The sequence below is a fragment of the Escherichia sp. WS1451 genome (assembly GCF_046487365.1).
Lineage (GTDB): Bacteria > Pseudomonadota > Gammaproteobacteria > Enterobacterales > Enterobacteriaceae > Escherichia > Escherichia coli.
The window spans coordinates 132,716-155,931 of sequence record NZ_JBJQJP010000010.1 but is presented as its reverse complement, the minus strand read 5'-3'; the positions used below and the strand labels follow the sequence as shown (position 1 = coordinate 155,931).

At 52.4% G+C, this 23,216-nt stretch carries 21 protein-coding genes; 9 read left to right on the top strand and 12 right to left on the bottom strand.

The features are described 5' to 3' along the window. Positions 1-80: 80 nt before the first annotated feature. Positions 81-806 carry a 30S ribosomal protein S2 gene (rpsB, locus tag ACJHX7_RS14620; protein WP_000246882.1) on the bottom strand — a complete coding sequence of 242 codons (726 nt, stop codon included), beginning with the start codon at positions 804-806 and terminating at the stop codon, positions 81-83. Between the two features lie 367 nt (positions 807-1,173). Here rpsB and map point away from each other — a divergent pair, with 367 nt between their 5' ends. From map to ACJHX7_RS14595, 5 genes are all read left to right on the top strand, one after another. Then, the gene (map, locus tag ACJHX7_RS14615) at positions 1,174-1,968 is read left to right on the top strand and encodes a type I methionyl aminopeptidase (protein ID WP_001018194.1); all 795 of its coding nucleotides are present in this window, start codon (positions 1,174-1,176) and stop codon (positions 1,966-1,968) included. Positions 1,969-2,029: 61 nt separating this feature from the next. Then, positions 2,030-4,702 carry a bifunctional uridylyltransferase/uridylyl-removing protein GlnD gene (glnD, locus tag ACJHX7_RS14610; protein WP_410231640.1) on the top strand — a complete coding sequence of 891 codons (2,673 nt, stop codon included), beginning with the start codon at positions 2,030-2,032 and terminating at the stop codon, positions 4,700-4,702. A gap of 30 nt (positions 4,703-4,732) precedes the next feature. Next, the gene (dapD, locus tag ACJHX7_RS14605; RefSeq protein WP_094029998.1) at positions 4,733-5,557 is read left to right on the top strand and encodes a 2,3,4,5-tetrahydropyridine-2,6-dicarboxylate N-succinyltransferase; all 825 of its coding nucleotides are present in this window, start codon (positions 4,733-4,735) and stop codon (positions 5,555-5,557) included. Positions 5,558-5,610: 53 nt separating this feature from the next. After that, entirely contained in the window at positions 5,611-6,423 is an 813-nt protein-coding gene (gene yaeI, locus ACJHX7_RS14600) for a phosphodiesterase YaeI (protein ID WP_094029999.1), read from the top strand. Positions 6,424-6,584: 161 nt separating this feature from the next. After that, positions 6,585-6,971 carry a DUF3461 family protein gene (locus tag ACJHX7_RS14595; RefSeq protein WP_000272188.1) on the top strand — a complete coding sequence of 129 codons (387 nt, stop codon included), beginning with the start codon at positions 6,585-6,587 and terminating at the stop codon, positions 6,969-6,971. Positions 6,972-7,024: 53 nt separating this feature from the next. Here the strand turns inward: ACJHX7_RS14595 and cdaR are convergent, their stop codons facing one another. The 3 genes from cdaR to dgt form a co-directional block, all read right to left on the bottom strand. Continuing rightward, positions 7,025-8,182, bottom strand: a complete 1,158-nt coding sequence (cdaR, locus tag ACJHX7_RS14590) for a DNA-binding transcriptional regulator CdaR (RefSeq protein WP_000929439.1) — start codon at positions 8,180-8,182, stop codon at positions 7,025-7,027. Positions 8,183-8,336: 154 nt separating this feature from the next. Further along, positions 8,337-9,761 carry a serine endoprotease DegP gene (degP, locus tag ACJHX7_RS14585; protein ID WP_000753942.1) on the bottom strand — a complete coding sequence of 475 codons (1,425 nt, stop codon included), beginning with the start codon at positions 9,759-9,761 and terminating at the stop codon, positions 8,337-8,339. A 129-nt stretch (positions 9,762-9,890) separates the two neighbouring features. Continuing rightward, a complete protein-coding gene (dgt, locus tag ACJHX7_RS14580) occupies positions 9,891-11,408 on the bottom strand; it encodes a dGTPase (RefSeq protein ID WP_094030000.1) in 1,518 nt (505 codons plus the stop codon). 83 nt (positions 11,409-11,491) lie between these two features. On the opposite strand from dgt, the gene mtnN reads away from it, so the two are divergent. The 3 genes from mtnN to ACJHX7_RS14565 are packed head-to-tail and all read left to right on the top strand — an operon-like array spanning position 11,492 to position 13,644. After that, positions 11,492-12,190 carry a 5'-methylthioadenosine/S-adenosylhomocysteine nucleosidase gene (gene mtnN, locus ACJHX7_RS14575; protein WP_000689844.1) on the top strand — a complete coding sequence of 233 codons (699 nt, stop codon included), beginning with the start codon at positions 11,492-11,494 and terminating at the stop codon, positions 12,188-12,190. Next, a complete protein-coding gene (gene btuF, locus ACJHX7_RS14570) occupies positions 12,183-12,983 on the top strand; it encodes a vitamin B12 ABC transporter substrate-binding protein BtuF (protein WP_001129927.1) in 801 nt (266 codons plus the stop codon). Before mtnN ends, btuF begins: the two co-directional genes overlap by 8 nt. Positions 12,984-13,020: 37 nt before the next feature. Then, the gene (locus tag ACJHX7_RS14565; protein WP_000964221.1) at positions 13,021-13,644 is read left to right on the top strand and encodes a TRIC cation channel family protein; all 624 of its coding nucleotides are present in this window, start codon (positions 13,021-13,023) and stop codon (positions 13,642-13,644) included. 46 nt (positions 13,645-13,690) lie between these two features. On the opposite strand, the gene erpA is transcribed toward ACJHX7_RS14565, so the two are convergent. The 4 genes from erpA to yadX are packed head-to-tail and all read right to left on the bottom strand — an operon-like array spanning position 13,691 to position 15,597. Next, the gene (erpA, locus tag ACJHX7_RS14560; RefSeq protein ID WP_001295564.1) at positions 13,691-14,035 is read right to left on the bottom strand and encodes an iron-sulfur cluster insertion protein ErpA; all 345 of its coding nucleotides are present in this window, start codon (positions 14,033-14,035) and stop codon (positions 13,691-13,693) included. Next, the gene (gene yadW / locus ACJHX7_RS14555) at positions 14,028-14,093 is read right to left on the bottom strand and encodes a small protein YadW (RefSeq protein WP_120795373.1); all 66 of its coding nucleotides are present in this window, start codon (positions 14,091-14,093) and stop codon (positions 14,028-14,030) included. Before yadW ends, erpA begins: the two co-directional genes overlap by 8 nt. Before the next feature lie 23 nt (positions 14,094-14,116). Further along, entirely contained in the window at positions 14,117-15,538 is a 1,422-nt protein-coding gene (gene clcA, locus ACJHX7_RS14550; RefSeq protein WP_000845394.1) for a H(+)/Cl(-) exchange transporter ClcA, read from the bottom strand. Between the two features lie 11 nt (positions 15,539-15,549). Next, a complete protein-coding gene (gene yadX, locus ACJHX7_RS14545; protein ID WP_211180485.1) occupies positions 15,550-15,597 on the bottom strand; it encodes a protein YadX in 48 nt (15 codons plus the stop codon). A 165-nt stretch (positions 15,598-15,762) separates the two neighbouring features. Here yadX and hemL point away from each other — a divergent pair, with 165 nt between their 5' ends. After that, on the top strand, positions 15,763-17,043 hold the full coding sequence (gene hemL, locus ACJHX7_RS14540) for a glutamate-1-semialdehyde 2,1-aminomutase (RefSeq protein WP_000045305.1): 1,281 nt from the start codon (positions 15,763-15,765) through the stop codon (positions 17,041-17,043). A gap of 34 nt (positions 17,044-17,077) precedes the next feature. Here hemL and fhuB read toward each other — a convergent pair whose 3' ends face one another. The 4 genes from fhuB to fhuA are packed head-to-tail and all read right to left on the bottom strand — an operon-like array spanning position 17,078 to position 23,053. Beyond that, positions 17,078-19,060 (bottom strand): Fe(3+)-hydroxamate ABC transporter permease FhuB, encoded by a 1,983-nt coding sequence (gene fhuB / locus ACJHX7_RS14535; protein WP_410231639.1) that lies wholly within the window; start codon positions 19,058-19,060, stop codon positions 17,078-17,080. Then, positions 19,057-19,947, bottom strand: a complete 891-nt coding sequence (fhuD, locus tag ACJHX7_RS14530) for a Fe(3+)-hydroxamate ABC transporter substrate-binding protein FhuD (protein ID WP_032172713.1) — start codon at positions 19,945-19,947, stop codon at positions 19,057-19,059. The genes fhuB and fhuD overlap by 4 nt, the downstream gene beginning before the upstream one ends. After that, a complete protein-coding gene (gene fhuC, locus ACJHX7_RS14525) occupies positions 19,947-20,744 on the bottom strand; it encodes a Fe3+-hydroxamate ABC transporter ATP-binding protein FhuC (protein WP_001158929.1) in 798 nt (265 codons plus the stop codon). Before fhuC ends, fhuD begins: the two co-directional genes overlap by 1 nt. 50 nt (positions 20,745-20,794) lie before the next feature. Continuing rightward, positions 20,795-23,053, bottom strand: coding sequence for a ferrichrome porin FhuA (fhuA, locus tag ACJHX7_RS14520; protein WP_000124395.1), 2,259 nt, complete (start codon positions 23,051-23,053; stop codon positions 20,795-20,797). Between the last annotated feature and the right edge of the window lie 163 nt (positions 23,054-23,216).

Sequence of the window (23,216 nt, the reverse complement as noted above, 5' to 3'; positions counted from 1 at the left end):
GTGAAAAAGGGGGCCATATGCAGGCCCCCTAACCAAACGTGTACTACCTGGTCTATAAGGGCTCGTACGAGCGTGCCTTATTACTCAGCTTCTACGAAGCTTTCTTCCGCCTGGGAAGCCAGATCCTGAGAACGGCCTTCACGTACGGTTGCAGCAACAGCGCCCAGGTACAGGGTCACAGCACGGATTGCGTCGTCGTTACCCGGGATAACGAAGTCAACACCGTCCGGATCAGAGTTGGTATCAACGATAGCAAATACTGGAATACCCAGGTTGTTTGCTTCTTTGATAGCAATGTGTTCGTGGTCAGCATCGATTACAAACAGAGCGTCCGGCAGACCGCCCATGTCTTTAATACCGCCCAGGCTGTTTTCCAGTTTCTCCAGCTCACGAGTGCGCATCAGCGCTTCTTTCTTGGTCAGCTTGTCGAAAGTACCGTCCTGAGACTGAGTTTCCAGGTCTTTCAGACGTTTGATGGACTGACGAACGGTTTTCCAGTTAGTCAGCATACCGCCCAGCCAGCGATGGTTCACGAAGAACTGGTCGCAGCTCAGAGCAGCGTCTTTCACCGCTTCGCTTGCAGCGCGTTTAGTACCAACGAAAAGGATTTTACCTTTGCGAGAAGCAATCTTGTTCAGTTCAGCCAGAGCTTCGTTGAACATCGGTACAGTTTTCTCAAGGTTGATGATGTGAACTTTGTTACGCGCACCGAAGATGAACGGCTTCATTTTCGGGTTCCAGTAACGGGTCTGGTGACCGAAGTGAACACCAGCCTTGAGCATGTCGCGCATGGAAACAGTTGCCATGATTAAAACCTCTATATAAAAGTTGGGGTTATGCCTCCACGTATCCCATATTACCGACCCCAAAGGGCACCCCGGAATATGTGCCGATACGTGTGTGTTGTTACACAAAGTGAGATTGTCGCTTCCGTCCAGTCTGTGTATACGAAATGGATCGGAAGTCCGGCGCGCTTTATACCACAAATACGTCGTGGACACCAATAATTGTTGGCGCTGTGTACAGCATCAGACGTTGAATTTTCTATTATAGAAAACCTTCAGTGGCACGTTTGGCGAAATTCAGAATGATTCTCAATTTGCCCGGGTGTGATACCATTGACGGCACTTACATATATATTGTCGGTATCACCGACGCTGATGGACAGAATTAATGGCTATCTCAATCAAGACCCCAGAAGATATCGAAAAAATGCGCGTCGCTGGCCGACTGGCTGCCGAAGTGCTGGAGATGATCGAACCGTATGTTAAACCGGGCGTCAGCACCGGCGAGCTGGATCGCATCTGTAATGATTACATTGTTAATGAACAACACGCGGTTTCTGCCTGCCTCGGCTATCACGGCTATCCGAAATCCGTTTGCATTTCTATTAATGAAGTGGTGTGCCACGGTATTCCGGACGATGCTAAGCTGCTGAAAGATGGCGATATCGTTAACATTGATGTCACCGTAATCAAAGATGGTTTCCACGGCGATACATCGAAAATGTTTATCGTCGGTAAGCCGACCATCATGGGCGAACGTCTGTGCCGCATCACGCAAGAAAGCCTGTACCTGGCGCTACGCATGGTAAAACCAGGCATTAATCTGCGCGAAATCGGTGCGGCAATTCAGAAATTTGTTGAAGCAGAAGGTTTCTCCGTCGTTCGTGAATATTGCGGACACGGTATTGGTCGCGGCTTCCATGAAGAACCGCAGGTGCTGCATTATGACTCCCGTGAAACCAACGTCGTGCTGAAACCGGGAATGACCTTCACCATTGAGCCAATGGTCAACGCGGGTAAAAAAGAGATCCGCACCATGAAAGATGGCTGGACGGTAAAAACCAAAGATCGCAGCTTGTCTGCACAATACGAGCATACTATTGTGGTGACTGATAACGGCTGCGAAATTCTGACGCTACGCAAGGATGACACCATCCCGGCGATAATCTCGCACGACGAATAAGATGAAGCCGGCGAATGCCGGCTTTTTTAATGCGATAATTTAATCTTATGGGTGGCGCACAATGAATACCCTTCCAGAACAGTACGCAAACACCGCTCTCCCCACCCTGCCCGGTCAACCGCAAAATCCATGCGCCTGGCCCCGTGATGAATTAACCGTCTGTGGGATAAAAGCCCATATCGATACTTTCCAGCGTTGGCTGGGTGATGCCTTTGACAATGGGATCTCCGCAGAACAGTTGATTGAGGCACGTACCGAGTTCATAGACCAGCTCCTGCAACGATTATGGATTGACGCGGGATTCAGCCAGATTGCCGACCTGGCATTGGTTGCCGTCGGTGGTTATGGTCGTAGCGAGCTGCATCCACTTTCCGACATCGATTTACTGATTTTAAGCCGTAAAAAGCTCCCGGATGATCAGGCGCAAAAAGTGGGCGAGCTGTTAACGCTGCTCTGGGATGTGAAGCTGGAAGTCGGTCATAGCGTGCGCACGCTTGAAGAGTGCATGCTGGAAGGGTTATCGGATTTAACCGTCGCCACCAATTTAATCGAATCCCGCTTATTAATTGGCGATGTTGCGCTGTTCCTCGAACTGCAAAAACATATTTTCAGCGAAGGATTCTGGCCTTCCGACAAGTTCTACGCGGCGAAAGTTGAAGAACAGAACCAGCGCCATCAGCGTTACCACGGCACCAGCTACAACCTTGAACCAGACATCAAAAGTAGCCCTGGCGGCTTGCGCGATATCCACACTCTGCAATGGGTGGCCCGCCGTCATTTTGGCGCAACATCGCTGGATGAAATGGTCGGGTTTGGCTTCTTAACCTCAGCGGAGCGGGCAGAATTAAACGAATGTCTGCATATATTGTGGCGCATTCGCTTTGCCCTGCATCTGGTCGTCAGCCGTTACGATAATCGCCTGCTGTTTGATCGCCAGCTTAGCGTCGCCCAGCGTCTGAATTACAGTGGCGAAGGTAACGAACCGGTCGAGCGGATGATGAAGGATTACTTCCGCGTTACACGCCGCGTCAGTGAACTCAATCAGATGCTGCTGCAACTGTTCGATGAAGCCATCCTCGCCCTTCCCGCCGACGAAAAACCCCGTCCAATCGACGATGAGTTTCAGCTACGCGGTACGCTAATCGACCTGCGTGATGAAACACTATTTATGCGCCAGCCGGAAGCCATCTTGCGTATGTTCTACACTATGGTGCGCAACAGTGCGATCACCGGCATTTACTCCACCACGCTGCGCCAGTTACGCCATGCCCGTCGCCACCTGCAACAACCTCTGTGTAATATTCCGGAAGCGCGAAAACTGTTTTTGAGCATTCTGCGTCACCCCGGAGCGGTGCGGCGCGGGCTATTGCCAATGCATCGCCATAGCGTGCTCGGCGCGTATATGCCGCAATGGTCGCATATCGTCGGGCAGATGCAGTTTGACCTGTTCCATGCCTACACGGTGGATGAACATACTATCCGCGTGATGCTGAAACTGGAGAGTTTTGCCAGTGAAGAAACGCGCCAGCGCCATCCATTGTGTGTGGACGTCTGGCCGCGCCTGCCGTCAACTGAGCTGATTTTCATCGCCGCGCTGTTTCACGATATCGCCAAAGGACGCGGCGGCGACCACTCCATTCTCGGTGCTCAGGATGTAGTGCATTTTGCCGAACTCCACGGGCTGAACTCCCGCGAAACACAGTTGGTCGCCTGGCTGGTTCGCCAGCACTTGCTGATGTCGGTGACAGCTCAGCGCCGCGATATTCAGGACCCGGAAGTCATCAAGCAGTTTGCCGAAGAAGTTCAAACGGAAAATCGTCTGCGCTATCTGGTATGCCTGACAGTGGCTGACATTTGCGCCACCAACGAAACACTGTGGAATAGCTGGAAGCAAAGTCTGTTGCGCGAACTCTATTTCGCCACCGAAAAGCAGCTACGACGCGGAATGCAAAACACGCCGGATATGCGCGAACGGGTTCGCCATCACCAACTCCAGGCGCTGGCACTACTGCGCATGGATAACATCGACGAAGAGGCGCTGCACCAAATTTGGTCACGCTGTCGCGCTAACTATTTTGTCCGCCATAGCCCAAATCAACTGGCCTGGCATGCGCGCCATTTATTACAGCATGATTTAAGCAAACCGCTGGTATTGCTTAGCCCGCAGGCTACGCGTGGAGGCACCGAGATTTTTATCTGGAGCCCGGACCGCCCCTATCTGTTTGCCGCCGTCTGTGCCGAATTAGACCGCCGCAATTTAAGTGTTCACGACGCACAAATTTTCACCACTCGCGACGGTATGGCGATGGATACCTTTATAGTGCTGGAACCCGATGGTAGCCCGCTATCCGCAGATCGTCATGAGGTTATTCGGTTTGGTCTGGAGCAAGTACTGACACAAAGTAGCTGGCAGCCACCGCAGCCCCGTCGCCAACCTGCCAAATTGCGCCATTTTACTGTTGAAACCGAAGTAACGTTTTTGCCGACCCATACCGACCGCAAATCGTTCCTTGAGCTTATCGCTCTCGACCAACCAGGACTGCTGGCAAGAGTCGGGAAAATTTTTGCCGATCTGGGAATTTCGCTTCATGGTGCCCGAATTACAACCATTGGCGAACGAGTAGAAGATTTATTCATAATTGCCACCGCTGACCGGCGTGCACTTAATAACGAGTTGCAGCAGGAAGTGCATCAGCGGTTGACAGAGGCCCTCAATCCAAACGATAAAGGGTGATGTGTTTACTGATATGAAAAGAGTTTAACAATGCAGCAGTTACAGAACATTATTGAAACCGCTTTTGAACGCCGTGCCGAGATCACGCCAGCCAATGCAGACACCGTTACCCGCGAAGCGGTAAATCAGGTGATCGCCCTGCTGGATTCCGGCGCACTGCGTGTGGCGGAAAAAATTAACGGTCAGTGGGTGACGCATCAGTGGTTGAAAAAAGCGGTGCTGCTCTCTTTCCGTATTAATGATAATCAGGTGATCGAAGGGGCAGAAAGCCGCTACTTCGACAAAGTGCCGATGAAATTCGCTAACTACGATGCAGCACGTTTCCAGAAAGAAGGCTTCCGCGTCGTGCCACCAGCGGCAGTGCGTCAGGGCGCGTTCATTGCCCGTAACACCGTGCTGATGCCGTCTTACGTCAATATCGGCGCATATGTTGATGAAGGCACCATGGTTGATACCTGGGCGACCGTCGGTTCCTGTGCGCAGATTGGTAAAAACGTCCACCTTTCCGGTGGCGTGGGTATCGGCGGCGTGCTGGAGCCGCTGCAGGCTAACCCGACCATTATTGAAGATAACTGCTTCATCGGCGCGCGCTCTGAAGTGGTTGAAGGGGTGATTGTCGAAGAAGGTTCCGTCATTTCCATGGGCGTATACATTGGTCAGAGCACCCGTATTTACGACCGTGAAACCGGCGAAATCCACTACGGTCGCGTTCCGGCAGGGTCTGTGGTTGTTTCAGGTAATCTGCCGTCGAAAGATGGCAAATACAGTCTCTACTGTGCAGTTATCGTTAAGAAAGTTGACGCGAAAACTCGCGGTAAAGTTGGTATTAACGAACTGCTGCGTACCATCGACTAAAAGTATGTACACGGGCAGCACGACGCTGCCCGATTTTTTTGCAGGGATGAGCGATGATTTCACGCCGCCGATTTTTGCAGGCTACTGCCGCGACGATAGCCACGGGCTCAGGTTTCGGTTATATGCATTACAGGGAGCCAGGCTGGTTTGAATTAATCCGTCACCGCCTCGCCTTTTTTAAAGACAACGCAGCACCATTCAAAATTCTTTTTCTGGCCGATCTCCATTACTCTCGTTTTGTTCCTTTAAGCCTGATTTCTGACGCGATTGCTCTTGGCATAGAACAAAAGCCCGATTTGATATTACTGGGCGGCGATTACGTATTATTTGATATGCCGCTGAATTTTTCGGCGTTTAGTGACGTACTCTCCCCCCTTGCCGAATGTGCGCCGACGTTTGCCTGCTTCGGCAACCACGATCGCCCTGTTGGTACAGAAAAAAATCACTTAATTGGCGAGACGTTGAAATCAGTGGGCATCACGGTGTTGTTTAACCAGGCTACGGTGATCGCCACGCCGAACAGGCAATTCGAACTGGTAGGCACCGGTGACTTATGGGCCGGACAATGCAAACCGCCTCCCGCCAGCGAAGCCAATCTGCCAAGACTGGTGCTGGCGCATAATCCTGACAGCAAAGAAGTCATGCGTGATGATCCCTGGGATCTGATGCTGTGCGGCCATACTCACGGCGGGCAACTGCGCGTACCGTTGGTTGGTGAACCTTTTGCCCCTGTCGAAGATAAACGTTACGTCGCCGGATTAAATGCCTTTGGCGAACGACACATCTACACAACCCGTGGCGTGGGCAGTTTGTATGGTTTGCGTCTGAACTGCCGCCCGGAAGTAACGATGCTGGAACTGGTGTAGAACGTGAATTTTATCGCCACAATAAAGCAGGTAATTTTTTGATTTTTACGCCATGATAGAAGTCTGGAAGAAAAAGGCTTTCTGCGATCACAGTCGAGCCGGGCGGGCCAGGCCAAATGCTAAAATAAGCACAATTTACTGACTCATTTTGAGGTAACGCTATGTACGACAATCTGAAAAGTCTGGGTATTACCAATCCTGAAGAAATTGATCGTTACAGCCTCCGGCAGGAAGCCAACAACGATATTCTGAAAATCTATTTCCAGAAAGACAAAGGCGAGTTTTTCGCCAAGAGCGTGAAGTTTAAATATCCGCGTCAGCGTAAAACGGTCGTCGCTGATGGTGTGGGTCAGGGTTATAAAGAAGTCCAGGAAATCAGCCCGAATCTACGGTATATCATTGATGAGCTTGATCAAATCTGCCAGCGTGACCGCAGCGAAGTTGATCTTAAGCGTAAGATCCTCGACGACTTACGTCACCTGGAGTCAGTAGTAACCAATAAGATCAGCGAGATTGAAGCCGATCTGGAAAAACTGACGCGTAAATAATGCCATTCTGTGGGCCGGGTAAAGTCTCACCCGGCTGTAATTTTGTCATCGACCTACCGCTCTTCATCCAGTTGCAACGCGACATACAGCAGCAACCTGTCATCAAAATTGCCCAAATCAAGCCCGGTCAGTTCCGATATACGATTAAGCCGATACTCCAGGGTATTACGATGAATAAACAACGCCTTTGACGTTGCCAGCGGTTGCACATTGTGACGAAACCACGCCGCCAGCGTTCGTCGCAGCAAGCCGTTATTGTCCATCGCTTTCAGCCGCGCCAGCGGTCGCGCCAGTTCGTTGGCCTGCCAGTCGCCACGCAAACTGTCGAGTAACACAGGCAACATCAGATCCTGATAAAAATAGCAGCGACTTTCTGGCATTCGCTGTTTACCCACCACCATCGTCGTTTTCGCCGTACGATAAGAGCGGGCAATACTGCCCGGTCCGGTAAAATAGTTGCCCAGCGAAACGCGAAAACGCAGCTGGCCGTACTCTTTCATGCGGGTAATCAGTTGTTCAACTCGCTTACGATGATCTTCTGCATCCCAGCGCCCAAAAGAGTTCAACGCCGGTTTCAACACCACCATTTCGGTTAGCGAGACAATCGCCACCAGATTATTACGCTCGGGCGTAGTCAGCGCGTTTTGCAGTTGCTGTAACTCCGCCATTGCGCTGTCCACGCCAAGCTGACCGCTGTCGACCTCAACAATAGCCACCACTCGCGGTTGATTGAGATCGATCCCCAGCCGTTGCGCCCATTCCGTAAGTGCGGGAGTATTCTCCTCAGCCTGAATCAGGTTCATCACCAGTTCTTCCCGCAAACGGCTATCCTGCGCCAACAGGTGCATCAACCGCGACTGTTCCAGCATCATTTCAGCCGTCATGCAGACCAGTTCGCCATATTTACGCAGGTTCTCTGGTTCACCTGTCAGGCCAATTACGCCGACAATTTCACCTTCCAGCCGTAACGGCAGATTAATCCCCTGCCGCACACCGTGCAGATGACGTGCCACCGCATCATCGATATCGACGACTCGTCCCTGTGAAAGTACCAGCAATGCTCCTTCGTGCAATTCACCAATACGCTCACGATCGCCGCTGCCGATAATTCGCCCGCGGGCATCCATTACGTTGATATTGGTATCGATGATGCGCATGGTACGTGCCACGATATCCTGCGCCATTTTGGTATCAAGATGCCAGCCAGCCATAAGTCCTCCGTTATGCACGGCTTAGCATAAGGAAGTACGTAACGTACGGCATTGTGCAAATGCCCAAAGGATGATGAAGATGTATGGAGTTGTGGCGAAGTTCACAGATTATAAGGAGAACCCCTTCCCGTATTCAGGAAGGGGTTGAGGGAGATTACTGCATTAACAGGTAGATGGTGCTGTCGCCGCGCTGAATGTTCAGTGCCAGCACAGACGGTTTGCTGTCGAGAACTTTACGCAGTTCAGCGATGTTTTTCACTGCCTGCTGGTTCGCGCCAATAATCACATCACCTTTCTTCAGGCCGATCTGCGCAGCCGGAGTGCCCGTTTTCACGTTGTTCACCACCACGCCCTGATCTTTGCCTTTGTTACTCATCTCAGCGCCTTCAATGCCGTTGAAGATGGTGCTGGAATCAACCTGATTCTGGCTGCTCTGCTGAAGTTCCAGGTTCACGTTAACCTGCTTCCCGTCGCGCAGTAAGCCCAGGGTCAGTTTGCTACCTACCGGCATAGTGCCCACCTGAGCACGCAGTGCGGCAAAGCTGCTGATTGGCTTACCGTTCAGTGAGGTGATCACATCACCCGCTTTAATGCCCGCTTTCGCGGCGGAAGAATTCGGCAGAACCTGGCTTACGAAAGCACCGCGCTGGGCGTCAACTTTCATCGCTTTCGCCAGATCGGAGTTCAGCTCAGTGCCCATAATACCCAACTCACCGCGTTTCACCTGGCCGTATTCCACCATCTGCGAGGTCAGGTTTTTCACCATGTTGCTCGGGATAGCAAAACCGATACCGATGTTGCCGCCGTCCGGTGCGAGGATCGCGGTGTTGATACCGATCAGTTCACCGTTCAGGTTAACCAGCGCACCACCGGAGTTACCACGGTTAATCGCTGCATCGGTCTGGATGAAGTTTTCGTAGTTTTCGGCATTCAGGCCGCTACGCCCCAGCGCAGAGACAATCCCGGAAGTTACCGTCTCGCCCAGACCAAACGGGTTACCAATCGCTACGGTGTAATCACCCACGCGCAGTGCATCAGAATCCGCCATCTTAATTGCGGTCAGGTTTTTCGGGTTCTGGATCTGGATCAGCGCGATATCAGAGCGCGGATCTTTGCCAACCATCTTCGCGTCGAACTTACGGCCATCGCTCAGTTGGACTTTAATCACCGTCGCGTTATCAACAACGTGGTTGTTGGTGACGACATAGCCTTTATCGGCATCAATGATGACGCCGGAACCCAGCGCCATGAATTTCTGTTGCTGGCCGCCACCATTACCGCCCTGGCCACCCTGGCAGAACGGAGAACTCTGGAACGGAGAACCTTCCTGGCAGAACGGAGAATCATCACCGAAGAACTGCTGGAAATTACGCGGCATACGCGGCGTATTAACGGTTGTGCTACCTTCTACGTTAATGCTGACCACTGAAGGCATCACCTTTTCGAGCATCGGTGCAAGGCTTGGCATCTGCTGGGCTGTCGTTGCTGAAGAAGTCTCAGCCGCCGTTGCAGAGAGCGGAGATAACGCCAAACCTAAACTCAGAGCCAGTGCACTCAGTGCTAATGTGGTTTTTTTCATGTATTTCAGTCTCGATTAACAGATAACGCAAAATTGCTGTGTTCTTCAGATTCGTTTTATAGCGCGAAGTTCCGAACTAAAGTTTCTGCAAAAGGTAAAAATTTATTGTTCGTCTTTACAAAAGCCTGGTTATTGTTCTACGGCCATCAGACGTCGGTATTCATCCCACGCATAGAGGTCGGTCATACCGCTGATATAATCCTGCAGCAGGCGGCAACGGTAATAATATTCCCATAGCGGAAACTCAGGAGAATCTGACGGTAATTTACTGACAGCCTCGACATAGGCCAGCCGATGGCGCGTCGAGAGTTTGTGGAATAAGCGCGATTCAATAGGGAAACGTTTCACCCGTTCTTTTTCTACCAGTTCAGTAAAGTCTGATAACGGCAGGTTTAATAAAGGACGATAAATCTCTAATAATCCGCTAATGACCCGATAGCCCTGCAATTCAAGCTGCTCGACATCTGGATGGCTAAACACATGTTTTACAGCGACATTTTTATATAGCTTAAGAAGATCGCTGCATTCGCTGGCATCTTCCAATAATGCATGATTAAACGTTCCGGCGAAAATCGCAGGCAGATTATCAATAAATCGTTGTGCCGCGTAGGGTACCAGTTTATTTAGGGTGTTTACCCGTAAATACATAAAAAACTGGTCTTCCGTACTGCGGCTTAAACTATTTGAGCGTGATTTTTCCCAGGCATTTTCAACCACCAGCGAAAAGAGCGAACCTTTCTCATGCTGGCCCCACGCCTCGTGCAAATGATGATAAAGCTGCTCAACGGTAAATATCCTTTTCTCTACCGCATCTTCAAGGTCTGCCACACAATAGGAGATGTCGTCGGCAGCTTCCATAATCCACGTTAATGGAAAACGACTGTAAAGCGCCAAATTAAGTTCTTTACGCAACCGGGCAATATAGGCTTCCTCAGAAAGATAATAACCCGGCTTTTTCATTAAATAGTGATGTGTCTCAGGCGTTTCACCACGCCACCACGCCGGACGAGTATATTTTAAAATACCGCCAACCTGTGCCCAGGTGAGATTCATCCGCATCAATGTATGCACCAGACGAATGCCTTGTGCATTCCCCTCAAAATGACATAAGTCCTGACGTATTTTGCGCCGCAGCTTGTTAAGCGGTTCTTCCCCGTCCCGTAAACGTAGTGCTGCCACGCTGCAGCGATCGTCAGTCAGAGGCTGGCTTTCGGCATCTTCCGGGTGCAAACGCTGGCGAAACCAGTCATTTATCGCCGCTTCGCCAAAATGACCAAACGGCGGATTGCCGATATCGTGCATAAGGCATGACATCTCAACAATGCTTTCAAAGGGGCCGGTCAGTTCATCCAGGCCGTATGCTTCCAGCAATTTAAGCTCTTTCAGACGGCTTAAAATTTCTTTGGCGATGTAGCGCCCCACCTGCTGGACTTCCATCGAGTGGGTAAGACGCGTGCGCACGGCGGCATTGCGCTCCAGTGGAAAAACCTGGGTCTTTTGTTGCAGACGACGAATTGCCGGAGAGTTGATGATACGCCCGCGATCGCTCTCGAAGATCCGTAGGATCTCATGTTCGGTTTTAACGCCCTGTGGTGAACGGTAACGACGATGCCAGTTTATTTTTTTTCGGAAATCAATCTGTGCCATGTCCTCTCCCGCGTGAGAAATACGCTTCCCCGTAAGCGCATGGTAAACTATGCCTTCAAATCGGGCTTATCGCGAGTAAATCTATGAAAATCGGCATCATTGGTGCAATGGAAGAAGAAGTTACGCTGCTGCGTGACAAAATCGAAAACCGTCAAACTATCAGTCTGGGCGGTTGCGAAATCTATACCGGCCAACTGAATGGAACCGAGGTTGCGCTTCTGAAATCGGGCATCGGTAAAGTCGCTGCGGCGCTGGGTGCCACTCTGCTGTTGGAACACTGCAAGCCAGATGTGATTATTAACACCGGTTCTGCCGGTGGCCTGGCACCAACGCTGAAAGTGGGCGATATCGTTGTCTCGGACGAAGCGCGTTATCACGACGCGGATGTCACGGCATTTGGTTATGAATACGGCCAGTTACCAGGCTGCCCGGCAGGCTTTAAAGCTGACGATAAACTGATCGCTGCCGCTGAGGCCTGCATTGCCGAACTGAATCTTAACGCTGTACGTGGCCTGATTGTTAGCGGCGACGCATTCATCAACGGTTCTGTTGGTCTGGCGAAAATCCGCCACAACTTCCCACAGGCCATTGCTGTAGAGATGGAAGCGACGGCAATCGCCCATGTCTGCCACAATTTCAACGTCCCGTTTGTCGTAGTACGCGCCATCTCCGACGTGGCCGATCAACAGTCTCATCTTAGCTTCGATGAGTTCCTGGCTGTTGCCGCTAAACAGTCCAGCCTGATGGTTGAGTCACTGGTGCAGAAACTGGCACATGGCTAAGTCACTGTTCAGGGCGCTGGTCGCCCTGTCTTTTCTTGCGCCACTGTGGCTCAACGCCGCGCCGCGCGTCATCACGCTTTCTCCCGCCAACACTGAACTTGCCTTTGCCGCCGGGATCACGCCGGTTGGGGTCAGCAGCTATTCCGACTATCCTCCACAAGCGCAAAAGATTGAGCAGGTTTCCACCTGGCAGGGGATGAATCTGGAACGCATTGTGGCGCTGAAACCCGATCTGGTGATTGCCTGGCGTGGAGGTAATGCCGAGCGGCAGGTTGACCAGCTGGCTTCTCTGGGAATAAAAGTGATGTGGGTCGATGCGACAAGCATTGAACAAATTGCCAATGCGTTACGTCAACTGGCCCCCTGGAGTCCGCAACCAGACAAGGCCGAACAAGCCGCGCAATCCCTGCTGGACCAGTACGCGCAATTGAAAGCGCAATATGCTGATAAACCTAAAAAACGTGTTTTTCTGCAATTCGGCATTAATCCGCCATTTACCAGTGGAAAAGAGTCGATTCAAAACCAGGTACTCGAAGTTTGTGGCGGAGAAAACATCTTTAAAGATAGCCGGGTTCCCTGGCCGCAAGTTAGCCGCGAACAGGTGTTAGCACGCTCGCCACAGGCGATTGTCATTACAGGCGGACCGGACCAAATTCCTAAAATCAAACAATACTGGGGTGAACAGCTCAAAATTCCCGTTATTCCTCTCACGAGTGACTGGTTTGAACGTGCAAGCCCACGTATTATCCTCGCTGCACAACAGCTCTGTAATGCGCTTTCACAGGTAGATTAGCGCCTAACCTTTTCAGGTGCTCAGTGGGGATTGAACAATGCTCGTCTATTGGCTGGATATAGTCGGCACAGCGGTATTTGCCATCTCCGGCGTTTTGTTAGCCGGAAAATTGCGTATGGACCCTTTTGGTGTTCTGGTACTGGGCGTGGTAACCGCAGTAGGCGGCGGAACAATTCGCGACATGGCGCTGGATCACGGCCCGGTATTTTGGGTGAAAGATCCCACCGATCTGGTCGTTGCAATGGTCACCAGCATGCTGACCATCGTGCTGGTGCGCCAGCCAAGACGCTTACCAAAATGGATGTTGCCGGTGCTGGACGCCGTTGGTCTGGCGGTGTTTGTCGGCATTGGCGTGAATAAAGCCTTTAATGCGGAAGCCGGTCCGTTAATCGCGGTTTGTATGGGCGTCATTACTGGCGTTGGCGGCGGGATCATTCGTGATGTACTGGCCCGCGAAATCCCCATGATTTTACGTACAGAAATCTACGCAACTGCCTGTATTATCGGCGGTATTGTCCACGCTACGGCTTATTACACATTTTCCGTACCACTGGAAACAGCCAGTATGATGGGCATGGTCGTGACGCTATTGATTCGGCTGGCGGCTATTCGTTGGCATCTTAAGCTACCGACGTTTGCGCTGGATGAGAATGGTCGTTGAAGAGAGAAGATGTGCCGGATAGTTTATCCGGCACATGAACAGCAGATTAGATACTAAAGGAAGAACCGCAACCGCAGGTACTTTTCGCGTTCGGGTTGGTCACGATGAAACGAGAACCTTCCAAACCTTCGGTATAGTCAACGGAACCGCCGACCAGATATTGCAGGCTCATCGGATCAACCACCAGGCCAACGCCCTGTTTTTCGATGGTCATATCGCCTTCGTTCACCTGATCATCAAAGGTGAAACCATACTGGAAGCCGCTGCAACCGCCACCGGTGATATACACGCGTAATTTCAGATTCGGGTTATCTTCGTCAGCGATCAGGCTTTTAACTTTGTTGGCTGCTGCGTCGGTAAACTCCAGCGGCAGTGCTACGTCATCACTCATATTTTGCTCCAAACGACATCGGCAATTGGGCAAATTCTAACCCAATAATAATCGCCATTATCTAATACCCTGGTATTTCGTTCAAGTATTCTCGCTGGCTGATGCGGCCTTGCTTCGCGCCAGTTGCTCAGCTTCCTGTTTCGCCAGCGTGCGCGCAAGAATCGCCGAGTATAGCGGTTTCCCGCCGGTAAATTGCGCTAATAGTGTTGCGCCAAGACCGGTAATAATCATTGGCAAAATGAGCTGGTAGTTATCGGTCATTTCCAGAACCAGAATAATCCCCGTTAACGGCGCACGAATAGATGCCGCCAGTAACGCCCCCATTCCGGCAATAGCAAAAGTGCCTGCTTCAAGGTGATATTGCGGAAACAGCTCAACGGCAACCATTCCGAAAGCGGTTCCCAGCACAGTACCCAGCGCCAGCATAGGGGCAAAAATACCGCCCGGCGCGCCGGAAGAGAAACAGAGTAAGGTGGTAATGACCCGCGCGACGAAGATAAACACCAGCATTCCCATGCTGAAATTCCCTGCGGTAGCGATAGGAATCAGGTTAAAGCCGCCGCCCGACGTTGCTGGTGCCACAAACCCCAGCAATCCACACAGACCGCCAATTGCACCGCCCATCAGTACCCATTTGGTAATATTGCCGCCGTGCACACGGTGCAGCAAATCCTGCATCCCCAGCACCCATTTATTAAAAATAGGGCCGAAAATGCCAAAAATAATACCGAGGATCAGATAAAGCCACAGCGTATTAAGCGGCGCGTCAGAAAGTTTACCGACGTCAATCAATGCAACTTCATGATTAAAAATCCGGTACATAATGGTCGACATAATGACGCCAATAAATACCGCTTTAATCGAAATTAACGTATAGCGAAACTGCGGACGCATCTCTTCGATAATAAACAAAATACCCGCTAGCGGGGCGTTAAAGGCCGCCGCCAGACCCGCCGCCGCACCGGTTGCCAACAGCGTATGGCGAGCTTCATCACCTTTCAGGCGGAAAATATCAAGCACCATGCGACCGATATTGCCGCCGATCTGTACGGTTGGCCCTTCGCGCCCCAACACCATGCCTCCGCCGAGTGTCCCCAGCCCGCCAAAGAATTTCACCGGCAACACACGCCACCAGCGAACGGGACGTTGATCTTCCAGCGCCCCTTCAATTTCCGGGATCCCCGAACCACCTGCTTCCGGCGCGTATTTGCGCACCAAAAAGTAGCCGAACATCGCCAGCACCGCCGAACAGAGAAAAGCGACGGTTAACAGAAGCGGATAATTATCAGCAGTATGTACCAGCGCCCCCATACGCTGGTTCTGCAACCAGGCGACACCTTTGTCAAAAGCAACCGCAGCCAGCCCGACAAGCGTGCCGACGACTGCCGCCATAAACAAAATGGCTAACGGGGTTTTATCGCGCTCAAGAAGTTGGCGAATCAGTTGTCTGCGTCGCAGGCGCGCGGCCTGCGGTGTTTCTAAAGAGGGAGTATCAGTTTTCATCCAATGATCACTTATTGGTCATACAAATAAGATGACGGCATTTTACTCGCACGTTCCATGAAAATCCTTTGCAAAGCGTAATGTTTCAAATGCACAAAACTTTTATACTCTAAGAAATCAGGATTGCACCAGTACAAGCAGTCTGATGTTTGACGAGTATTTAACTTGTTATGAATAACATAGAATAGCAGCCATTCACTTTTTCTACGAATCAGGAACCCTCCATGAGTAAGTCTGAAAATCTTTACAGCGCAGCGCGCGAGCTGATCCCTGGCGGTGTGAACTCCCCTGTTCGCGCCTTTACTGGCGTGGGCGGCACTCCACTGTTTATCGAAAAAGCGGACGGCGCTTATCTGTACGATGTTGATGGCAAAGCCTATATCGATTATGTCGGTTCCTGGGGGCCGATGGTGCTGGGCCATAACCATCCGGCGATCCGCAATGCCGTGATTGAAGCCGCCGAGCGTGGTTTAAGCTTTGGTGCACCAACCGAAATGGAAGTGAAAATGGCGCAACTGGTGACCGAACTGGTCCCGACCATGGATATGGTGCGCATGGTGAACTCCGGCACTGAAGCGACGATGAGCGCCATCCGCCTGGCCCGTGGTTTTACCGGTCGCGACAAAATTATTAAATTTGAAGGTTGTTACCACGGTCACGCTGACTGCCTGCTGGTGAAAGCCGGTTCTGGCGCACTCACGTTAGGCCAGCCAAATTCGCCGGGCGTTCCGGCAGATTTCGCCAAACATACCTTAACCTGTACTTATAACGATCTGGCCTCTGTACGCGCCGCGTTTGAGCAATACCCGCAAGAGATTGCCTGTATTATCGTCGAGCCGGTGGCAGGCAATATGAACTGCGTTCCACCGCTGCCAGAGTTCCTGCCAGGTCTGCGCGCGCTGTGCGACGAATTTGGCGCGTTGCTGATCATCGATGAAGTGATGACCGGTTTCCGCGTAGCGCTAGCTGGCGCACAGGATTATTACGGCGTAGTGCCAGATTTAACCTGCCTCGGCAAAATCATCGGCGGTGGAATGCCGGTAGGCGCATTCGGTGGTCGTCGTGATGTAATGGATGCGCTGGCCCCGACTGGTCCGGTCTATCAGGCGGGTACGCTTTCCGGTAACCCGATTGCGATGGCGGCCGGTTTCGCCTGTCTGAATGAAGTCGCACAGCCGGGCGTTCACGAAACGCTGGATGAGCTGACAACACGTCTGGCAGAAGGTCTGCTGGAAGCGGCAGAAGAAGCCGGAATTCCGCTGGTCGTTAACCACGTTGGCGGCATGTTCGGTATTTTCTTTACCGACGCCGAGTCCGTGACGTGCTATCAGGATGTAATGGCCTGTGACGTGGAACGCTTTAAGCGTTTCTTCCATATGATGCTGGATGAAGGTGTTTATCTGGCACCGTCAGCGTTTGAAGCGGGCTTTATGTCCGTGGCGCACAGCATGGAAGATATCAATAACACCATCGATGCTGCACGTCGGGTGTTTGCGAAGTTGTGATGATTTTGCCTCGCCCACCGGGCGAGGCATTCTATTAACGGCTCTGCTTTCTCAACAAATAGATAAAATATGGCGCGCCGATAAAGGTCGACAGCAGCCCCGCCGGGATCTGGAATGGAAACAATACCATCCGCCCACACCAGTCAGCGAACACCAGCAGTAAACCACCCACCAGCGCCGAAATTACGATGTGTGGCATCGTCCGTCGAAAGCCCATCATCCGCGCAATATGCGGTGCCATTAAACCAACAAAACTCAACGGTCCAATGGTCATTGTCGCAGTCGCTGTCAGGCAAGCCGCTAACAGCAGCAGCGCAATTCGCGTCGGCGTCAGCGCCATCCCCACGGCTCGTGCGGTATCACCTCCCAGCGGTAAAATGGTCAGCCAGCGGCGGCACAGCGGGGTAATCGCCAGCAAAATCACCATCACAATTCCAGTACGCCAGACCTGCGCCTCGGTCGCGTTGTAGGTCGAACCGGAAATCCAGGTCAGAACTTGCGCCATTCGCGGGTCACCACTTGCCTGCAACATCATCAAAAGCATGGTGAACGCGGTACTTAACGCCATCCCCGCCAGTAACATGCGGTGTGGGGAAAATCCACCGCGTCCGGCGGCGATCATAATGATCAACAGCGTCACCGCCGCCCCGAGACTGCCTGCGGGTAACAGCCAGCCAAAGGCATTACCCGGCACCAGAAACAGCATTAACACCACGCCAAACGCCGCGCCGGAGCTAATCCCCAGCACTTCCGGGCTTGCCATCGGGTTTCCGGTCAGCCGCTGAATAATACAGCCCGCCACCGCCAGCATGACGCCCGCAAACAGCGCCGCCATAATTCGCGGCCAGCGCCAGGGCATCAAATCCTCGAGCAACGCCCCGCTCGCCCACGTCCAGCCGTGCGCATCACGACCAAACGACAGCGCCACCACCACAGCCATCAACAGCAGCGCGCCGCCCGCGAGAGCAAACGCCAGCACGTGTTGGCGTTCAGTCGCGACACGATCGTTGACCTTCATATCCGGCGCGCTAATGCTGCGTAAACGCGGCAGCAGCCACAGTAGCAGCGGCGCACCGATCAACGCAGTGACCGAACCGGTAGACACTTCCATCCACACGCGAGTCAGCCAGAGGATGATTTGATCAGAAAGCCACAGAATTAACGCACCAATCAGCGATGCCAGCATCAACCGTGGCAACAAACGCCGCGCCCCCAGCATTTTCGCCAGCAGTGGCGCGAACAACCCGATAAAGCCGATAATCCCCACCGCGTTCACCAGCAGCGCACTGATGACAATCGCCAGCGACAACACCGCCAGACGAGCGAGCGACAAGGCCAGCCCGAGATTGCGCGCCACGCCATCATCAAGCCCCATCAGAGTTAACGGGCGAAGTAGCAATAACGTCAGCATCACGCCGCCCAGCAGCTGCGGCCATAAACGCTCAACGCCGCCCCAGTCGGTTTGCGTCAGCGTTCCGGTGCTCCACAGGAACATGCTTTGCAGTTGGTCATGATGGAAGATAACCAGTAACTGATTGATTGCGCCGCAATAAAGGCTCACTACCAGCCCCGCGAGGATCAGCGTTACCGGCGAAAGCCGTTTCCCCCACGCGACGCCAAAGACGATTAAGCCAACAACACAAGCCCCTGCCAGCGCAGCAAACTGGCTCGCCATAGCACCTGGGATCGCCCAGAGCGTGGTGACGGTAATCCCCAGTTGCGCGCCTGTTGCAACACCCAACGTCGTCGGTTCCGCCAGCGGGTTACGCAGCACTTGCTGAAACAGCACGCCCACCATCCCCAGGCCCGCGCCCACCAGCAGCGAAATCGCCAGACGCGGCAACAAGCTGTAGTGAAAAATCATCTGCTCGATGACGTCAATATCCGGCGACCAGGCGGCCTGCGCCCACTGGCTGCGCGGCAGCGCCTGCGAGAAGTTCATCCAGGTGAGCGCCGCTGCGGCAACCACCAGCAGCACCAGCAATAACACCGGAAAAAGCGCAATTCGTTTACTCACGCTTTACCTCCGATGGCGTTATCCAGAATACGCACAAAGTGCATTGCAGAAAGCGTCGCACCATAGAACCAGACCGCCGGAACGCGCTGAAAGCGTCCGGCGCGGACAAACGGCATGGCCTGCCACAGCGGGGTTGCCATTAGCGCATCCATGTCTTTGCTGTTGTCGTGATCAAAACAGAGCACATCAACGTCTTTATACGCTGCCAGACGATCGATACTGACGGCGGTACTGCCCCAAAAGTTGGTTTCCCCTTGCCAGGCATTTGGGATGCCGTACTCATCGAGAATTTCCTGGAACAAGCTGTTTGGACCGAAGACCAACATATGGCGCGGATCGATAAGCGTCGTCAGCAATAACGGGCGTGCACCACGCTTCACAAAGCGGGGTTTCATACTGCGGATAAAGTCTTCATAGTGCGCTAAATGCGTTTCTGCTGCGCTTTGCAGGTTAAGTAAATCTGCCATTTCCGTCAGCGATTTACGCGCCATCGCCAGCGGCTGTTTGCCGTCACTGAAGTTAAATCCGCGCCCCGGCGCAATGCGTGCCAGCATTTCTGGTGAAGGGCCATATCCTGCCGACCAGACCATAAACGACGGTTTCATTTCGGTCAGCAGTTCAAGGTTAGGTTCTGTACGCAAACCAACGTCAATCACTGAGTCCGGCAATGGCGGTTCGCTGACCCACAGGCGATAGTTGATGGTATCCGCCACGCCGTAAGGCACGATGCCGAGCGCCAGCAGTAATTCCACCGGCAACCACTCCAGCGCCACAATACGATTGGGATCAATAGCCGCCGCGTGGGCGGTATTCATCTGCCATAACAACGGAGAAAGCGCCATCACCGTTAACAGTCGACGGCGCGAAATAAGAGGTAAGCCGCTCATCAATAAACAAAACTCACAGGTGCAGCACCCGCCGGATGCGGCAAAATACCCATCGGGATGCCATAAATCATTTCAAGGGTTTCGCCGCGCATAATTTCCGCAGGCGTTCCCTGAGCAATCATTTCACCGCCGCGCAGGGCGACCAGATAATCACAGTAACGCGCAGCCATATTGATATCGTGCAGCACGGCAATGACCGTCAGGCCACGCTCCTGACTTAAACGATGCACCAGCGCCAGCACATCAACCTGGTGGGCGATATCCAGCGCCGAGGTCGGTTCGTCGAGCAACAGACAACGGCTATCCTGCGCCACCAGCATGGCGATCCACGCCCGCTGACGTTCGCCGCCAGAGAGACTATCGACCAGCCGATGCGCCAGCGGTTTTAAGCCAACCAGCGAGATAGCTTCCTCGACCTTTTCGCGATCTGCCGCACCAAAGCGCCCTAGTGCGCCATGCCACGGGTAACGACCAATCGCCACCAGTTCACGCACCGTCATCCCTTCTGCCGGAGGAAGCTGCTGCGGCAAATAAGCCACTTTGCGGGCAAACGCTTTGCTGCTCCAGCTTTCCAGCGGCTGGGCATCAAGAAGAATCTCCCCTTCCGACGGCGGCTGATGACGGCCAAGCATTTTGAGCAGAGTGGATTTACCAGAACCGTTGTGACCAATCAGACCGGTCACTTTCCCGGCAGGAAAGGTTAACGACAGCGGATGCAAAAGCGTGCGCCCGGGCACACGAAAGGAGATATTACGCAGTGCAAAAGTGGTATCGGAATGATTCGTGTATTCCTGCATAACAGCCAACTTGTGAAACGGGCACGGATATCCGTGCCCCAAAAGAGAAATTAGAAACGGAAGGTTGCGGTTGCAACGACCTGACGTTCTGCGCCCCAGAAGCAGCCATAGGTGTTAAAGCAGCTGGCGACGTATTCACGATCGAACAGGTTGTTGACATGCAGCGCCACGTTGGAGCCAGCCATGCCGACTCGCGCCAGATCATAACGCACTAACGCATCCACGACCGTATAACTTCCCACTTTAAAGGAGTTAGCCGGATCACCATAACTGGAGCCAGTATAACGACCACCGGTGCCCAGCGTCAGACCTGAAAGCGGACCGTCAAAGAAGGTATAGTCAGCCCACAGCGAAGCCATGTGTTTTGGCACCTGTGCAGGCGTATTGCCTTTATAGGTAGTGTCGGTGGTGTATTCCGCATCGGTGTAAGTATAAGAACCTACTACGTTAACACTCGCCGACAGCGCCGCTTTTGCTTCCAGTTCTACACCACGAGCGCGAATCTCACCGCCTTCAATCGAGAAATTGGGATTATTCGGATCCGCCATCAGGTTGTTGGTTTTGGTAAGCTGATACAGTGCGCCCGTCAGCACAATTGGGCGATCTTCCGGCACATATTTCACACCAACTTCATACTGTTTGCCTTTCGAAGGTGCAAACAGATCACCGTTTGCATCTGTCAAAGATGCTGGCTCAAACGACTCACTGTAGCTGAAGTAAGGCGTTACCCCGTTGTCGAACAGGTAGTTTACGCCACCACGCCAGGTGAACTGTTTGTCATCACGATCGGATTTATTACCGTAATCACGGTTGAAAGATGACTGTTCCGCCCAGTCATAGCGACCACCCAGAGTCACCAGCACCTTATCCCACTGCGCCTGATCCTGAACATACAGACCGGTTTGTTTCTGTTTAAGCAAAACGCGGTATGGGCCAGACGGATCCGGGTGAGCACCAAAATCAAAGTCACTACGGTCTAAATTATAGATATCAGACGGTGCAACGGAACCGGCGTAACCGAACCAGGAGTCAATATCATTACGCATACGCATAAAGTCAACGCCGGTCAGCAGAGTGTGTTCAACCGAGCCGGTTGCGAATTTACTTTGCAACTGAGTATCAACAGAGAAGTTTTCTAATTTCTCATTATCGATAACGTACTGACGAGTCAGTGTATGATTCCATTCTGACTGCGGGATACTTAAACATGGACTCGCCTTGAGTGCATCGTCGTCTTTGGTATACAGCGGATCCGAGCACATGCCGTAGCCATATACGCTCTTTTGCGAGACTTTATTTTGCGCAAAGCGCAGGTTCTGACGCACAGTAAAGGTGTCGTTAAATTCGTGATCGAAGCTGTAGCCCACCATCTTCTCATTACGAGAATAGGTGTTGTTCTTCGCCCCTTCATTAAAGTCTGTCGGCAGACGCTTACCGTTCGGCAGCGGCTCAACGGTTCCCTCTTTCGGCAACCAGCCGTAATAACCGGTTTCCGGTTCGTTCTGGAAGTAAGAAAGGAAAGTGAAATTGGTTTTATCATCCGGGCGCCAGGTGAACGCTGGAGCAATAGCATAACGCTGCTCTTCTGCCCCCTTCTGCTGAGCATTGGCTGAACGCGCAATACCAGTCAGACGATAAGAGTAAACGCCGTCATCATCCAGCGCATCACTGAAGTCAAAACCAGTCTGGAACAGGCTGTCAGTACCGGCTTTAAACTGAATTTCTTTCAGCGGTTCTGTAGTCGGGCGCTTGCTGACCATGTTCAACAGGCCGCCAGGGCTGCTTTTCCCGTACAGCACGGATACCGGACCACGCATGATTTCAGCGCGCTCCAGCATATACGGATCGATAACTGCATCGTTATAGAAGTTGCCCTGCATCTTCAGGCCATTCAGATAGTTGTTCTGGCTTTGGCCGTCAGCGGCGAATCCGCGGATGATCAGGTAATCGTAAGTGTTGGATGCGCCACGAGTTCCCACGGCAACGCCAGGAGTGTAGCTAAGAGCTTCTTTTACCGACTTCGGCTGATGCAGCGCCATCTCTTCGGCGGTCACAACAGAAATAGACTGTGGCACTTTTTGAATCGGCGTATCGGTTTTAGTGCCGGTAGCGGACTGTCGCGCCGCAATAGTTGCAGCCGGCCCCCATGCGCTTTCTTGCGGCGCAGGTGCAGCGGTAACGGTGATAGTGTCTTCTTTCGGTTCAACCGCTGCCTGTGCATAAACAGACATGCCGCTAACCGCTGTGGCTACTACAACTGCGATTTTACGCAGTGAGTGTTTTGGCTGAGCAGTTTTGGAACGCGCCATTGGTATATCTCTGATGTAAAGTGAATGATAACGTAAACGAGAATGATTATTATAAAGATAAGATAATATTCGAAACGCTGGCGGGTTCGCAAGCGGTACGCAATCTGAGCGTTCCTGAAGGGTTAATAAATAACCAGATGAAAAGAAAGGGTTAATACTTTGG